The organism is Sinorhizobium sp. B11, assembly GCA_039725955.1.
Lineage (GTDB): Bacteria > Pseudomonadota > Alphaproteobacteria > Rhizobiales > Rhizobiaceae > Rhizobium.
Map to the genome: position 1 here is coordinate 764,825 of CP091033.1, position 15,864 is coordinate 780,688.

Sequence of the window (15,864 nt, forward strand, 5' to 3'; positions counted from 1 at the left end):
CGGTGACCATGCCGCCGCAGGCAGAGCAACCTACTTCTCAAATCCGAGAAATCGCTCTCCTTTTTCAATCACTAATTACAATTCGATGATGCATTCGCGCAAGCATTGGAAAATCGAAAACGATCGCGGTCGCTTGCATCTGTTCATTTCCAACGATGGAGCCACTTTCCTGATTGACAGGACCACTTGCGCCGCTATTCTATTATAAAAATCGACATAACATAATTGTGGAACATTAAAACGGGAGCATGAAATGAAGACACTGGTCGCATTCCTTCTCGGCACGGCGTTGGTCGCTTTGCCGACAACTTTGATGGCTCAGGAAAAGGGTGGCGTGATCAACGTCGCGACGATCGGCGAGCCGCCGACGCTTGACCCGATGTCCTCGACCGCCGACCTCGTCGGTATCGTCACGCAGCACATTTTCGAAACGCTCTACACTTTCGACAAGAAGTGGAATGTTACGCCGCTTCTGGCTGAAAGCCTGCCGGAAATCAGTGCGGACGGTAAGACCTATACGATCAAGCTGCGCACCGGCATCAAGTTTCACGATAACTCCGACATGACCTCGGAAGACGTCGTTGCCTCGCTAGGCCGCTGGATGAAAATCGCCTCGCGCGGGAAGCAGGTTGCGAGCTTCATCGACTCCATTACTGCGGTGGATCCGGCGACCGTCAAGATCGCGCTGAAACAGCCCTATGCGCCGCTGACTTCGCTGCTCGCCTTCAACAACTCCGCAGCCATCATCATTCCCGCCGAAAAGCAGGATGAACCGATGAAGGAATTCATCGGCACCGGTCCCTATATGTTGAAGGAGCGCAAGGCAGACCAATATATCCAGCTCGTCCGTTTCGATGGCTATAAGTCACGGGATGGCGAGAGCGACGGTTATGGCGGCGCCCGCCACCAGTATCTCGACGAAATCCGCTTCGTGCCGGTTCCTGATGCCAACACCCGCGTCGAGGCCGCCGTTTCCGGCCAGTACGATTACGTCGACTCGATCCCGGTCGAATCCTTCGATAAATTGAAGGCGTCGAGCGCTTCGCAGCCGGTCATCCTGAAGCCTTTCGGCTATCCGGTCTTCGTCTTCAACACGAAGGAAGGGCTTGCCAAGAACGTTGAGGTCCGCAAGGCGATCCGCCAGGCGCTCAGCATGGAAGACATGCTTGCCGCCGCTTTCGGCAGCACGGATTTTTACACGCTCGACGGCGATATCTATCCGAAGCCTTACGCCTGGAATACGGATGCCGGTGTCGAGGGCAATTATAATGTCGCCGATTCCGAAGGCGCTGCCGCGGCAGCAAAAACGGCCGGCTACATTGGCGAGCCGATCCGCATTCTGACCAGCCGCCAGTATGAATTCCATTACAAGATGGCGCAGGTCGCTGCCGAATATCTGAAGGCTGCCGGTTTCGCCGTCGACCTGCAGGTTGTCGACTGGGCGACGCTGACGCAGCGCCGTACCGATCCGAAGCTCTGGGATATCTACATCACTCATAGCCCCTTCCTGCCGGAGCCGGCGCTGATCGGTTCGTTGTCTCCGAGCTCGCCTGGCTGGTGGGACACGCCGGCCCGCAAGACCGTCGTCGATGCCTTTACCTCCGAAGTCGACCCGCAGAAGCGTGTGGCACTTTGGGCCAATGTTCAGAAGGCCATGTACGACGAAGTGCCCTACATGAAGATCGGCGATTTCAACGCCGTATCAGCAAAATCGACCAAGCTCGAAGGCGTCGACCCGGCTCCGTGGCCATACTTCTGGAACGCATCGGTCAAGAAGTAACGCTCTCCATCGCGGGATATCGGTGCACTCGCGCCGGTATCCTTTTTCCATCGGCCCGCCCGGCACCGAGGCAGACCTCATGATACGTTACATTTTTCAGCGCCTGCTTGGCATGATCGTCGTGATGTTCCTCGTCGTCACGATCGTCTTCGTCATCGTGCGCGTCACGCCCGGTGATCCAGCCGCCGTCATGCTCGGCCCCGATGCGACCTCGCAGGATATCGCAGATCTCAGGGCCAACCTTGGTCTGGATCGGTCGATCGGCGTGCAATATCTCTATTATATCGGCCAGTTGCTGAAGGGCGATCTTGGGCAGTCGATCTTCCTCAATATGCCGGTGACGTCAGCGCTGCTCGATCGCGCTGAACCGACCTTCTTCTTGACGATCTTCTCGCTTGTCATCGCCGGCATCATCGCGCTTCCGATCGGCATCTATGCCGCCTATCGCCGTGGCTCCTTCATCGATCAGGCGGCAACGACGCTTGCGATGTTTGCCGCCAGCATTCCGAGCTTCTGGCTCGGTCTCATCCTCATGCAGATTTTTGCCGTGCGTTTCGGTCTGTTTCCCGTCTCCGGATATGGAGGACCTGGATCGACATTCCTCGATCGCATGTATCACCTGACACTACCCGCCTTTGCGCTCGGCATCGTCTCCTCCGCGCTCATCCTGCGCTTCACGCGCGCCTCGATGCTCGATGTGCTGGGCGACGATTACATCCGAACCGCCCGTGCCAAGGGCCTGATCGAACACCGGGTCATCCTCAAGCATGCCCTGAAGAATGCGTTGATCCCGATCCTCACAGTTCTCGGTCTCACCGCTGCGGTGTTGATCTCAGGCGCGGTGGTGACCGAGACCGTCTTCGGTCTCCCGGGTGTCGGCAATCTCGTCGTGTCGGCCGTCCTGCGCCGTGACTATCCGGTCATTCAAGGTGCGCTTCTGGTGATTGCGGCCCTGTACGTCCTGATCAATTTTGCGATCGACATGCTCTATCTGCTTGTCGATCCGAGGGTGCGCTACTGATGACGGATATCGCGATCAAACCGGCCGAAAGCGAAGGCCGTAAATTCATCCGCCGCCTTCTGAAGCGCAAGACGGTTGCCTTCGGCCTGCTCATCCTCACGGTTTTCGTGTTGCTGGCGATCCTGGCGCCATGGGTTACGCCCTTTTCGCCATCCAAGCTTTCGATCGTCAACCGGTTGAAACCCCCGAGCGGCACGTACTTCTTCGGGACTGACGAATTCGGCCGGGATGTCCTGTCGCGCACCATTTTCGCCGGCCGCCTGTCGCTGCTCGTGGGCGTCGCGGTCGTTGCACTTTCGGCGGCGATCGGAGTGACGCTCGGGCTACTTGCCGGATTTTTCAAAAACCTCGACACGCCGATCGCCCGCCTGATCGATGCGATGATGGCCTTCCCGGATATCCTGCTGGCGATTGCGCTTGTTGCGGCTCTCGGTCCGTCGCTGACGACCGTCATCATCGCGCTGTCGATTGTCTATGCGCCGCGCCTTGCCCGCATCGTCCGCGCCTCGACCCTCGTCATCCGCGAATTGCCCTATGTCGAGGCGGCGCAGGCGCTCGGTATTTCGACCTTCCATATCATGACGCGCCATGTGCTGAGGAACCTGCTCTCGCCGATCATGGTGCAGTCGACTTTCCTCTTTGCGAGCGCCATGCTCGCCGAAGCCGGCCTGTCTTTCCTTGGCCTCGGGGTCAGCCCGGAAATTCCGACCTGGGGCACGATGATTGCCGCCGGCCGGCAATATATCGGGCAGGCCGACTGGATGACGCTGTTTCCCGGCGTCGCCATCATTCTCTCCGTGCTTTCGCTCCAGATGGTCGGTGACGGTCTGCGCGACATGCTCGATCCCAAACTTCGAAAGGACCTCTAAATGACCGGTGGAACAGCGGGCAAGCCGCTCCTTCTCACCAACGTGAAGCCCGTTGGCTTTGGTGCTGGTACGCCTGAAGGGGCGATAGACATTCTGGTCGATGCGGGTGGCAAGATCGCCAGGCTCGGCCCGTCCCTGGCCGTGGCCGATGATGTAACACGCGTTGACGGCAATGGTGCCTTCGTCTCGCCCGGCTGGGTCGACCTGCATGTCCATATCTGGCACGGTGGTACCGATATCTCGATCCGTCCGTCCGAATGCGGCGTCGAACGGGGCGTGACGACATTGGTCGATGCCGGTTCCGCCGGTGAGGCCAACTTCCACGGTTTCCGTGAATATATTATCGAGCCGTCGAAGGAACGCATCAAGGCCTTCCTCAATCTCGGCTCCATCGGACTGGTCGCCTGCAACCGTGTCGCGGAACTGCGCGACATCAGGGATATCGACCTTGATCGCATCCTCGAATGTTATGCCGAAAACAGTGAGCACATTGTCGGCATCAAGGTGCGTGCCAGCCATGTGATCACCGGCTCCTGGGGTGTCACGCCCGTCAAGCTTGGCAAGAAGATCGCGAAGATCCTGAAGGTGCCTATGATGGTGCATGTCGGCGAGCCGCCGGCGCTCTATGACGAAGTGCTGGAAATTCTCGGCCCCGGCGATGTCGTGACCCACTGCTTCAACGGCAAGGCAGGCTCCAGCATCATGGAGGACGAGGATCTCTTCAATCTTGCCGAACGCTGCGCATCCGAAGGCATCCGCCTCGACATTGGCCATGGCGGCGCTTCCTTCTCCTTCAAGGTGGCGGAGGCAGCGATTGCCCGCGGTCTCCTGCCGTATTCGATCTCGACCGACCTGCACGGTCATTCGATGAACTTCCCGGTGTGGGATCTGGCAACGACGATGTCGAAGCTGCTCTCGGTCGGCATGCCCTTTGACAAGGTGATCAATGCGGTGACCCATGCACCGGCATCGGTCATCAAGCTGTCGATGGACAACCGCCTTTCGGTTGGCGCTCAGGCCGAGTTCACCGTTTTCGATCTCGTCGATTCCGATCTCGAAGCCACCGATTCCAATGGCGACGTGTCGGTCCTGAAGAAGCTCTTCGAGCCGCGGCATGCAGTCATCGGCAACGAGGCCTATACCTCCAGCCGTTATGTGCCGCGCGCCCGCAAGCTGGTGCGCCATAGCCACGGTTATTCCTACCGGTAAGACCGAAGCATAAAAGAAAATCGCATGACAGGAGTTCGCGTGAACCAGTCTTCCGCCACCGCCGGCACCATCGGCACGTCGCCTTATGAGCGGCTTGCCGCGCTCGGCATAAAACTTCCGGCTTCACCGCCGCCGATCGCCAATTTCGTCACCCACGTGCAGGAGGGCAACATGCTTTACCTGTCAGGGCAGGGGCCGCGTGAGGCCGACGGCTTCATGCATGCCGGCAAGGTGGGCGCCGAGGTCGGCATCGAAGCCGCCTACACGCATGCAAGGCTCACTGGCATCAATCTGCTTTCCGTCATGCATGAGGCGCTGGGCGATCTCGGCCGCGTCAAGCGTGTCGTCAAGCTGCTCGGCATGGTCAATGCGGTGCCGCACTTCGTCGACCATCCCGCCGTCATCAACGGCTGCTCGGATCTTTTGATCGATGTCTTCGGTGAGGAGATCGGGCAGCATGCGCGCTCGGCGGTCGGGTTCGGATCGCTGCCGGGAAATATCACCGTCGAAATCGAGGCTATCGTCGCGCTCAGGGATTAACGAGGCTGAGCATGATTGCTCCGGCCCAACAGTTTGAAATTGGAGACATCCATGTCTGAGGACATCCGCACATCGATCGGCCTTCGGCCGGTCATCAACGTTTCCGGCACGATGACCAGCCTCGGTGCTTCGATCGTCGTTCCCGAGGCGATTGCCGCCATGTCGTCGATCCTGCCGCAGTTTGTCGAGATCAACGATCTTCAGCGCAAGGCAAGTGCGATCATTGCGCGGCTGACCGGCGGCGAAGCGGGTTTCGTCACCGCCTCCTGCTCGGCCGGCATATCGCTTGCTGTCGCGGGCGCGATCACCGGCAATAATCTTCTCGCCATCGAGAAGCTGCCGGATCCTGTTCCGGAGAAGAACGAAGTTCTCGTCCAGATGGGCCACGTCGTCAGCTATGGCGCGCCGGTCGATCAGGCGATCCGCCTTGCCGGCGGCAAGGTCGTGCTGGTTGGTCAGGCAACCTCTACACACCGCTTCCACATGGAACATGCGATCACCGAAAAGACCGCGGCAGCCGTCTATGTCGTTTCGCACCATGTCGTGGATTATGGTCTGCTGAACCTCAAGGAATTCGTCGAGATCGCCCACGCAAAGGGCGTTCCCGTCATCGTCGATGCTGCCTCGGAATATGACCTGCGCATTTTCCTGGAACAGGGGGCCGATGTGGCGCTCTATTCCGGTCACAAGTTCCTGGGCGGTCCGACCTCGGGCATCGTTGCCGGCAAAAAGGAACTGGTGCGCAACGCCTTCCTGCAGAATATGGGCATCGGCCGTGGCATGAAGGTCGGCAAGGAAAGCATCTTCGGCGTCATGGCAGCACTTGAGGCCTGGGAAAAGCGTGACCATGCCGGCATCCGTGAGCGTGAAACGAGCTATCTCAACCTCTGGAAACAGACACTCGATGGCCGCCCCGGCGTAACTGCATTGATCGAGCCGGATCCGACCAGCAATCCGCTAGATCGCATGCGCGTGATCATCGATACCGATGAGGCCCATATCACCGCCTGGGACCTCGCCGATGCGCTCGGCCGTGGTTCTCCGCCGATCATCGTGCGCGACCACGAAGTCGAGCACCGCTACTTCTATCTTGATCCGTGCAATCTCCATCCGGGTCAGGAGAAGATGGTTGCCAGCCGTCTGGCCGAGGAACTCGACAAGGCACGTGCCTCCAACGAGATCATCGCGACGCCGATCGAAAACCGCAGCAAGCGACGTTTCGAAGGTGTGCTGAAGTGGCCGGATTGATACGAGACTGAAGGCGCGAATTCTAAGGAAGCGATCATGACAGGCATCCAGGCACAATCCATCGTAACGGTAGAGCCCGTTCTCTCCGTCCAGAATCTGACGACATCGTTTCTGGTCGATGGCGCCTGGAAGCCCGTCGTTCGCAACGCATCCTTCGATATCGCTCCGGGCGAAACGGTTGCCATTGTCGGCGAGAGCGGCTCCGGCAAGAGCGTGACCTCGCTGTCGATCATGCGCCTTCTGCAGGCGGATTCGAGCCGCATTGAAGGCAAGATCATGCTTGGCGGGCGTGATCTTCTCGCCCTGCCTGAGGACCAGATGCGCAAGGTCCGCGGCAATGACGTTGCGATGATCTTCCAGGAGCCGATGACGAGCCTCAATCCGCTCTTCACGATCGGCGACCAGATTTCCGAGGCCTTGCTCTGCCACCGGTCGATGTCGAAGGCCGAAGCGCGTGCGGAGACCGTTCGCCTGCTCGAAAAGGTGCGTATTCCTTCGGCAGCCTCGCGCTTCGACGAATATCCCCATCGCTTCTCCGGCGGCATGCGCCAGCGCGTGATGATCGCCATGGCGCTTGCCTCGCGGCCGAAGCTTTTGATCGCGGACGAGCCGACGACGGCGCTCGACGTGACGATCCAGGGCCAGATTCTCGATCTGATCAAGATGCTGCAGGAGGAGGAGGGGACCTCGGTTCTCTTTGTCACGCATGACATGGGTGTCGTGGCCGAGATCGCCGACCGGACCGTCGTCATGTATCGCGGCGAACAGGTGGAGACGGGAGCGACCGCCGATATCTTCCATCGCGGCAAACATCCCTATACCAGAGCGCTTCTGTCGGCTGTGCCGGTACTCGGTTCCATGCAGGGTTACGAGCGACCGCTTCGCTTTCCTGTCGTCAACACGGCAACGGGAGAATCAGACATTCCGGTCGTGACCGCCGATACGATCGCCGCGGCTGCCCGCCCGGTGCTCGAGGTGAAGAACCTCACCAAACGCTTCGACATTCATTCTGGCATGTTCGGCAAGTTGACTGGTCGCGTCCACGCGGTCGAAAACGTCTCCTTCGACCTTCATGCCGGCGAGACACTGTCCCTTGTCGGCGAGTCCGGCTGCGGCAAATCCACGACCGGGCGTGCGATCATGCGTTTGATCGATGCTCAGAGCGGTTCCGTCATCGCCGACGGCAAGGACGTCTTGGCGCTCGATAAGGCGGGCATGCGCGAGATGCGCAAAACCGTGCAGATGATCTTCCAGGACCCCTTCGCCAGCCTCAATCCGCGCATTCGCGTCGGCGACGCCATTGCCGAGCCTTATCTGGAACACAGGATGGGGACCGCAAAACAGGCAAGGGAGCGCGTCGCAGACCTCCTCGTCAAAGTCGGCCTGACGCCCGACATGGGCTCACGCTTCCCGCATGAATTTTCTGGCGGACAGCGCCAGCGCATCTGTATTGCGCGTGCACTCGCACTAGAGCCGAAGGTCATCGTGGCGGATGAAAGTGTTTCGGCACTGGATGTCTCGATCAAAGCGCAGGTCATCAATCTGATGCTGGACCTACAGCAGAGCCTCAACCTTGCATTCCTGTTTATTTCTCATGACATGGCCGTCGTCGAACGTGTCAGTCATCGCGTCGCCGTCATGTATCTCGGCGAAATCGTCGAAATCGGCCCGCGGGCGGCCGTTTTCGGCAACCCGCAGCATGCCTACACAAAAAAGCTGATGGCGGCGGTACCCGTTCCCGACCCTGATCGCCGCCGCGAGAAGCGGGCCGTCGCCAATGACGAGATCAAGAGCCCGATCCGCCCAATCGATTACAGTATCAAACCGCTCGACTATCGCGAGGTATCGCCGGGACATCTGGTCGCCGTCTGATAACGCCTCTAGGCCGCGGCTGCCAGCTTTCATCGCTGCCACGGTCTGCAAATTGGCGGCGCCGGGAGCGCTCAGTGCTTCGTATCGTCGGCTCGAAGCTGGTCGATCGCGTCAAGCGCTTCGTCCGCCGTCCAACCCGCGCGCAATGCCGCGGCAACGAGCCGAACTTCCGCCTCCATTTCAAGCCTAAGATATAATCCCTCAAGGGCCTCTTTGGCCGTAACCACGTGATCGTCATGCGGCACAACTTCAGCAATCCGTGCGGTCATAGACACATTCCTTTCCTTCCTCGAAGTGGGGTTGTGCTTCTTGTTAGAGCGATAACAGGTTTTTGTGCGTCCCAGTGAGAGGATACGCAGCAGCGCCGATTTTGTTCCATCGACCAATGCGAGCGTTGAAGATTTTTGCAACGGAGCTTATCTGCTGCCGCGATGGACCGCGGACGAAATTGCGGTAGAACGACAGACCTCCATCAAATCTGGAGGCCAGAGGGACCGTGACTATGCCGCGTTTGCAAGACCTGATCGACTGGATCATTGCCGAAGGACTATCGGCGGACTCCATCGAGACCATTTTGCAGGGCGTCGCAGAACGACTGACGGATCTCGGATATCCGATCCTGCGTGCGTCTATAGCGATGCCGTCGATCGATCCTATGCAGCGGGGATTTTCGGTCGCCTGGTATCGGTCTTCCGGCTTCTCGACGGAAGTTCAAGGGCATGATGAAGCGGGGCAGGAATTGTTCCGGCGCTCTCCCATCTTCTACCTCTTGGAAAACAATCTGCAATATGCCCGATGGCGATTGCCGCCGGGATCGGATGCTCCGCCGATTCCGTTGCTGACAGAGTTGGCTGAACTCGGAGCCACCGATTATCTGATGAAGCTCGTTTCATTCCCTGGCGATACGGCATTGGCGGGCGTCAGTTTCTCGATCGCCGTTGATGACCCCGACGGCTTTTCGGACAGGTTGATTGCAGATCTGGATAGATTGGTGCCGGCGTTGTCACTCGCGTGCTGCCGCATCGCGACCACACGGATTGCGAGCGATGTTCTTGCTGTCTATACGGGCGCACGGACCAGCGGGCGTATCCTCAACGGTCATATCAGGCGCGGCGACGGAACCGCGATCTATGCCGCAATCCTTCTTGCCGATCTCAAGAACTTCACTTCGCTCAATGAAAAGCATCAACCCGAACGCATCGTTGCCTGGCTCAATGAGCACTTCCAGGCGATCGGCGCTCCGGTCGAGCAGGAGGGCGGTGAGATACTGAAGTTCATGGGCGACAGTCTGCTTGCCATATTCCCTGCCGATATCGACAACCCGGCCGAGGCATGCGGCCGCGCTCTGTCGGCGGCGCGAGCAGCCATGGGCGCCAATGCTGATGTCAATCGCAGGCGAGCAGACGCGGGAGAGCCGGAGCTTCTCGTCGATATCGTCCTTCACGTCGGCGAAGTGTTCTACGGGAATGTCGGCGCGGTCCGTCGGCTTGACTTCACTGCCATTGGCAGAGCGGTCAACGAGGCGGCACGCATGGAGAAGCTGGCCGACGAGATCGGCTATAGCCTGCTGGCATCCGCCGATTTCGTCGTTCAGGCGCCGGGTCGCTTCGAGAAAGCGGGCACGTTTCCGCTCAAGGGCGTCGCTCGCCCAGCAGCGATTTACGCCTGGCCGGACTGATCAGCCCGGTTGAGCTAGATTGACGCAAACAGAGGGGCGTTTCCATGAACGCATCGTCAGGCCGATCGGCTCGCGTGCGCCGCCGGCCGTCGCATTGCAGGGAATGGAGGGTAGGCGCCATCTCTCGCGCCGACTGCGTGTCTTGGGACCCGGACTAACGATGTTGGCCGCCGGCGCGGGGTCCATCATCGTTGCGGCTGGCGGTTTGTATCGGTCGTCCCTGTATTGCGTTCGTCCGCGCAACCAGTCCATTCATCAGCAATCGAAGTATGAATCTCATTGCCGCGCCCACCGGGTCAGGCGGCAGACGTGCGGCGCATATAGCCGCGCCAGCCGCCGAGTGCAGTGATCTCTTCCGCATTCTTCACCGCATGGGATTCGCAGAGGAAGCAGGATACGCTCGATCCGTCCTCCAGCGTGACCTTGCCGATGCCGAGGGGTGCTGGGATCTTGGCGACAAAACGGCCGAATCCATCAGGCGGCAGCGCCCAGACCTCGACCTCCAGTCCACGCCCGTCATAGCCCGGTTCGCGAATGAGGCCAGGCTTTTGGGGCACGGTATTCGGCAGCACGAAAAGGCGATAGTCGCCTGTGGTGCGGCAGGCCTTTACCAACGTGCCGCCCAATGTTGTCAGCTCGTGATTGAGCGGCATGCCCGTCAAATGCGCACCGACCACCGCGATGGCGATGGTATTGTCTGACGGCAAGGCGACACGGCTCGGCTCGGGGACGGCCGCACCGCGATCAATCCCCATGCCGGCAGCAGCAGCACGATGTAGTGCGTCGGCAAGCGGGGCCAGCGCATCATCGGTGAAAGCCGGCGCAATCAGCGTCACGCCACCAGGCAGACCATTGCTGCCGAAGCCAGCAGGGACGGCGATGGCCGCGCAATCGAGCAGGTTGACGAAATTCGTATAGCGACCCAGTCGGCCGTTGAGAACGATCGGATCGGCCTGCATGTCGGCAACCTTGTAGGTCGTCGGGGCCGTCGGCAGCAACAGGATATCCGCTTTTGCCCATTCGGCTTCCGTCTTGCGCCTGAGTTCTTCGAGCTTGTAACGGCCGTTGAAAGCCTCAACGGCTGTCTTGCCTTTCGCACCTTCGATGATCTTGCGAACCGTCGGATCGAAGTCGGCGGCATTGCTGGTCAGAAAGTCCTCGACAGCTGCCAGACGCTCGGCAACCCAGGGGCCGTCATACAGAAGCGCAGCCGCCTCGCGGAACGGAACATAGTCGAACGGAACGATAGTAGCGCCGAGTGCCTTCAGACGCTCGATCGCCTGATCGTAAAGCGCCTCAACATCGGTATCGCCGAAGAACTCGCGTTCCGCACCTGCGAGAACGCCGACGCGCAGGCCCGTGCCCGGCAGGGTGGCGGGCTTGGCACGCCGCGAAAAGGCATCGGCAGCATCAAAGCCCTCAGCGATCTTGCGGATCGCGACCCCGTCACCAACGGTCGGCGCGAAGATCGTGATGCAATCGACGCTCTTGCAGGCAGGCACCGCGCCCGTATTTGGCAGCAGGCCCGGCGTCGGCTTGATGCCGACGAGATTGTTGAAGGCGGCCGGCACGCGGCCGGAACCGGCCGTATCCGTGCCGAGCGCGAAGGTGGCGAGGCCGGAGGCCACCGTCACCGCCGAACCGGAGCTCGAGCCGCCCGAAATATAGTCGGCGTCAAAGACCGAACGCGGCGCGCCATAGGGTGAGCGCGTGCCGTTGAGACCGGTCGCAAACTGGTCGAGATTGGTCTTTCCGATCACGATCGCGCCGGCTGCCCGCAATCTAGCAACGACAGTTGCATCCTTCTCGGGATGATAGGTGAAGGCCGGGCAGGCTGCGGTAGTCGGCAACCCCGCCACGTCGATATTGTCCTTGACGGCGAAGGGAATGCCCCAAAGCGGCAGGCTGTTCGGCTGCGGCGCACGCTCCATCAGGGCTCGAGCTTCGGACCGCAACACCTCATCAGGCGTCGGTGTGATGAAGATTGCCGGATCCTTAGAGGCGGCCCGACGAGCAATGACCGTCTCGATGATCTCGAGCGGGCTTTGGCCGGCCTCATAGGCTGCGCGAAGACTTGTCAGATCAAGAATGGTCGGCAGCATGGGTCAGCACTCCTCTAGAACAACAATGATATCGCCCGCTTTGACGTTTCGTCCGGGGCCGGCGCGCAGGTCGCGGACGCGGCCTGGCGCATGTGCGGTGACGTTGATTTCCATTTTCATGGATTCGATGATGGCAAGCGTATCTCCGGCTGCGACCGGTGCGCCCGGCTCGACCAGCAGTTTCCAGATATTGCCGGGCACGGCGCTGGCAACCCCGAAGCATCCCTCGGGAATGTCCCCATCCGGGCTCTCGCCGGTGCCTTCGTCGGTGACAAAGCTGTCGAGTCCGGCTTCCTTCCAGCGCTGGCGCTCGGCATCGAAGGCGGCCTGCTGGCGTGTCTTGAAGGCTCCGATCGAAGATGCATTCGCCTGCAATTCCCGCTCATAGGCGGCGTAGGAAAATTCCGTCTCCTCGATGCGGACGGGATAACCACCATGCGGGAAGGCGCCGCGGGCTTCGGCCAACTCCTGATGGCTGACCGGGAAGAAGCGGATCTGATCGAAGAAATCGAGCAGCCACGGCTTGTCCTTGGCAAAGACCGGCGTCTGCCGCCAGGTATTCCAGACCTGGATGGTGCGGCCGAACAGTTGGTAACCGCCGGGGCCTTCCATGCCGTAGATGCACATATAGGCCCCGCCGATACCAACGGCATTTTCGGGCGTCCAGGTGCGGGCGGGATTGTATTTCGTCGTCACCAGCCGATGGCGGGGATCGACCGGAGTGGCGACCGGCGCGCCGAGATAGACGTCACCGAGGCCGAGCACGAGATAGCTTGCATCGAAAACGACATCGCGCACCGCCTGTTCGTCCGCCAGCCCATTGATGCGGCGGATGAACTCGATATTGGACGGGCACCAGGGCGCATTCGGCCGCACGAGTTCCTGATATTTGCGCATGGCAAGTTCCGCGTCCGGATCATTCCAGGAGAGCGGTAGATGCACGATGCGGCTCGGTACCTTGACGTCCTGCGCCGCCGGCAGGCTCGCTTCGATCTCGGCCAGCAGCCCGAGCAGGCGTTTGCGGGTCAGCGATGTACCGTCATAGTGGATCTGCAGTGAGCGAATGCCGGGCGTGAGATCGATGATGCCGGGCAGACGCGCTTGCGACACCGCTTGCATCAAAAGATGCACCCTGAGCCGCAGTGCGATATCGAGCGACATCGGCCCATATTCGACCAACAGGTTGTCATCACCCTGACGGCGATAGACGACAGAGACTGGTCCGTCTTCACGCTTGCCAATAACGGGCGAGCCCATCTCTTCCTTCGCTCGATGCACGACCGGTCCGGCGATCGGATCGTCCTGCCGTGCAACGGGATGGAAGCGGATGCGATCACCTGGCTTGAACTGGCCCATCTTCCATTGTTCGTCGCGAGCGATCACCGCAGGGCAGACGAAGCCGCCGAGGCTCGGCCCGTCCGGCCCGAGGATGATCGGCATGTCGCCGGTGAAATCGATCGCGCCGATGGCATAGGCGTTGTCATGCAGGTTGGACGGATGAAGGCCGGCTTCGCCACCATCGCTGCGCGCCCATTTCGGTGCAGGACCGATCAGGCGCACCCCGGTGCGGGCGCTGTTGAAATGCACCTCGTAGCTCGTCGAAAAGAGCGTCTCGATATCGCCGTCCTCGAAGAAATCTGGCGCACCATGCGGACCGTAGATGACGCCGACATCCCATTCGCGCGTCAGTTCTGCCGCTTCGGTTGCCGGTGTCGGCGCTTTGGAGGGCGCCTGACGGGCAAGATGCAAAACATGGCCGGTCTTCAGCGTGCCGGTGGCGTTGCCGCCGAACTGGCCGAGCCCGAACGTGGCCCGCGAGCCAAGCACGACCGGGGCGGCGAAACCGCCTGCTACGGCGAGGTAAGCGCGCTGCCCAGGTCCATCGATGCTGCCGATTACGAGGGTCCGGCCGGCGCGGACGGTAACGGCCTCGTCATGCGGCAGTTTCTCACCATCGACGCTCATTGGCATCCTGGCGCCGGCAAGGGCGATCACGGTGTCGGTATGGAATTTCAGGACCGGACCTGAGACCGTCAGTTCCAATGCTGCGACCGCATCGCTGTTGCCGACGAGACGGTTGGCATGCCGGAACGAGCGCTCGTCCATCGGCCCGCTCGGCGGCACGCCGACGTGCCAGAGCCCAAGTCGGCCGGGCAATTCCTGGATGCTCGATTGGGCACCGGGTGCGATGACCTCAATCACATCAGGCACGAAGGAAAAGTCGCGCAGCGCCGTCGTTGCCACCTTGCCGCCGGCAAGCAACTCGGAGCCGGCAATGGCGCGCAAATAATCGAGATTGGTCTCGATGCCTGATATCGATGTTTCGGCAAGGGCCGACTTGAGCTTTTCGATCGCCGCCGGTCGATCTTCGGCCGAGACGATCACCTTGGCGAGCATCGGGTCGTAGAAGGGTGTTACTTCCGTGCCGGTCTCGATCCAGCCGTCGATACGCACATCTTCGGGAAAGGCGACTTCGGTCAGCAGGCCAGCGCTCGGGCGGAAATCGGCATGCGGCATCTCGGCATAGACGCGCGCTTCGATCGCCACTCCCTTCTGCTGCAGAGCCTCCGCGCCCGAGAGCACAGCTTCGCCCGCAGCCTGGCGGATCATCCATTCGACGAGATCGAGGCCGAACACGGCTTCGGTGACAGGATGTTCCACTTGCAGACGAGTGTTGACCTCGAGGAAGTAGAACTCCTCGCGAATGGGATCGTAGATGAGTTCGACGGTACCGGCGGACTCGTAGGAGACCGCCGAACCGAGATCGACCGCTGCCTTGTGCAAACGCGCACGCGTGGCGGCTGAGAGGCCGGGGGCAGGGGTCTCCTCGACCACCTTCTGGTTCCGCCGCTGCAGCGAGCAGTCGCGCTCGCCGAGCGCGATGACCTTGCCTTTTCCGTCGCCGAAGATCTGAACTTCGACATGGCGGGCTTCGGCCACGAAACGCTCGATATAGACGCGCGCATCGCCAAAGCTCGCCCGCGCAGTGCGCTGCACGCTTTCGAAGGACGCCTTCAGGGTTTCGGCATCGGCACAGAGCTGCATGCCGATGCCACCCGCCGCCAGCCGTGCTTTTCAGCATGACGGGATAGCCGATCGCTTCGGCTGCAGCGAGCGCTTCATCCGCGTTTGAAAGCAAGCCGGTGCCGGGCAGCAGCGGCACGCCGCTCGCCTTGGCAAGTTCGCGCGCCGTATGTTTCAGACCGAAGGCCGAAAGGTGTTCGGGACCGGGGCCAATGAAGGCGATGCCTTCGGCGGCAAGGCGCTCGGCAAAACCGATGTTTTCCGACAGGAAGCCGTAGCCGGGATGAACAGCCTCTGCTCCTGTGGCCTTGCAGGCGGCAATCACGGCATCGATATTGAGATAGCTTTCGCTGGCCGGCGCCGGGCCGAGGCGGACAGCCTCATCGGCCATCAGGGCGGGCCTGGCGAAACGGTCGGCATCGGAATAGACGGCGACGGACGCAATACCCATTCGTCGCAGTGTCTTGATGACCCGGATGGCGATTTCGCCCCGGTTGGCGATCAGGACTTTCTTGAACATG

10 protein-coding genes and 1 pseudogene are annotated in these 15,864 nt (G+C 60.6%); 8 read left to right on the plus strand and 3 right to left on the minus strand.

Annotated elements, in window-relative coordinates; all coding sequences use genetic code 11:
- The first annotated feature begins 253 nt into the window (after positions 1 to 253).
- The 7 genes from LVY75_03510 (at position 254) to LVY75_03540 (ending at position 8,539) form a co-directional block, all read left to right on the plus strand.
- Complete coding sequence (locus LVY75_03510) at positions 254 to 1,780, plus strand: ABC transporter substrate-binding protein (protein ID XAZ21038.1); 1,527 nt, start codon at positions 254 to 256, stop codon at positions 1,778 to 1,780.
- 79 nt (positions 1,781 to 1,859) lie between these two features.
- Entirely contained in the window at positions 1,860 to 2,801 is a 942-nt protein-coding gene (locus LVY75_03515; GenBank protein XAZ21039.1) for an ABC transporter permease, read from the plus strand.
- The gene (locus LVY75_03520; GenBank protein XAZ21040.1) at positions 2,801 to 3,670 is read left to right on the plus strand and encodes an ABC transporter permease; all 870 of its coding nucleotides are present in this window, start codon (positions 2,801 to 2,803) and stop codon (positions 3,668 to 3,670) included. The genes LVY75_03515 and LVY75_03520 overlap by 1 nt, the downstream gene beginning before the upstream one ends.
- Positions 3,671 to 4,879, plus strand: a complete 1,209-nt coding sequence (locus LVY75_03525) for an amidohydrolase/deacetylase family metallohydrolase (protein XAZ21041.1) — start codon at positions 3,671 to 3,673, stop codon at positions 4,877 to 4,879. It abuts the gene before it with no gap.
- Positions 4,880 to 4,903: 24 nt separating this feature from the next.
- The gene (locus LVY75_03530) at positions 4,904 to 5,419 is read left to right on the plus strand and encodes a RidA family protein (protein ID XAZ21042.1); all 516 of its coding nucleotides are present in this window, start codon (positions 4,904 to 4,906) and stop codon (positions 5,417 to 5,419) included.
- 51 nt (positions 5,420 to 5,470) lie between these two features.
- Positions 5,471 to 6,667, plus strand: coding sequence for an aminotransferase class V-fold PLP-dependent enzyme (locus LVY75_03535; protein ID XAZ21043.1), 1,197 nt, complete (start codon positions 5,471 to 5,473; stop codon positions 6,665 to 6,667).
- 36 nt (positions 6,668 to 6,703) lie between these two features.
- Complete coding sequence (locus LVY75_03540) at positions 6,704 to 8,539, plus strand: ABC transporter ATP-binding protein (GenBank protein ID XAZ21044.1); 1,836 nt, start codon at positions 6,704 to 6,706, stop codon at positions 8,537 to 8,539.
- A gap of 71 nt (positions 8,540 to 8,610) precedes the next feature.
- Here LVY75_03540 and LVY75_03545 read toward each other — a convergent pair whose 3' ends face one another.
- A complete protein-coding gene (locus tag LVY75_03545; GenBank protein ID XAZ21311.1) occupies positions 8,611 to 8,808 on the minus strand; it encodes a hypothetical protein in 198 nt (65 codons plus the stop codon).
- 233 nt (positions 8,809 to 9,041) lie between these two features.
- Between LVY75_03545 and LVY75_03550 the strand changes: the two genes are divergently transcribed.
- On the plus strand, positions 9,042 to 10,217 hold the full coding sequence (locus LVY75_03550) for an adenylate/guanylate cyclase domain-containing protein (GenBank protein ID XAZ21045.1): 1,176 nt from the start codon (positions 9,042 to 9,044) through the stop codon (positions 10,215 to 10,217).
- 296 nt (positions 10,218 to 10,513) lie between these two features.
- Here LVY75_03550 and atzF read toward each other — a convergent pair whose 3' ends face one another.
- Both atzF and uca read right to left on the minus strand, forming a co-directional pair.
- Positions 10,514 to 12,319 (minus strand): allophanate hydrolase, encoded by a 1,806-nt coding sequence (gene atzF / locus LVY75_03555; protein XAZ21046.1) that lies wholly within the window; start codon positions 12,317 to 12,319, stop codon positions 10,514 to 10,516.
- A gap of 3 nt (positions 12,320 to 12,322) precedes the next feature.
- Positions 12,323 to 15,863: pseudogene (gene uca, locus LVY75_03560) on the minus strand (urea carboxylase).
- Position 15,864 lies beyond the last annotated feature (1 nt).

Coding starts and splice junctions, on each gene's coding strand:
- LVY75_03510 (XAZ21038.1), top strand. CDS start 254: ATGAAGACACTGGTCGCATTCCTTCTCGGCACGGCGTTGGTCGCTTTG.
- LVY75_03515 (XAZ21039.1), top strand. CDS start 1,860: ATGATACGTTACATTTTTCAGCGCCTGCTTGGCATGATCGTCGTGATG.
- LVY75_03520 (XAZ21040.1), top strand. CDS start 2,801: ATGACGGATATCGCGATCAAACCGGCCGAAAGCGAAGGCCGTAAATTC.
- LVY75_03525 (XAZ21041.1), top strand. CDS start 3,671: ATGACCGGTGGAACAGCGGGCAAGCCGCTCCTTCTCACCAACGTGAAG.
- LVY75_03530 (XAZ21042.1), top strand. CDS start 4,904: ATGACAGGAGTTCGCGTGAACCAGTCTTCCGCCACCGCCGGCACCATC.
- LVY75_03535 (XAZ21043.1), top strand. CDS start 5,471: ATGTCTGAGGACATCCGCACATCGATCGGCCTTCGGCCGGTCATCAAC.
- LVY75_03540 (XAZ21044.1), top strand. CDS start 6,704: ATGACAGGCATCCAGGCACAATCCATCGTAACGGTAGAGCCCGTTCTC.
- LVY75_03545 (XAZ21311.1), bottom strand. CDS start 8,808: ATGACCGCACGGATTGCTGAAGTTGTGCCGCATGACGATCACGTGGTT.
- LVY75_03550 (XAZ21045.1), top strand. CDS start 9,042: ATGCCGCGTTTGCAAGACCTGATCGACTGGATCATTGCCGAAGGACTA.
- atzF (XAZ21046.1), bottom strand. CDS start 12,319: ATGCTGCCGACCATTCTTGATCTGACAAGTCTTCGCGCAGCCTATGAG.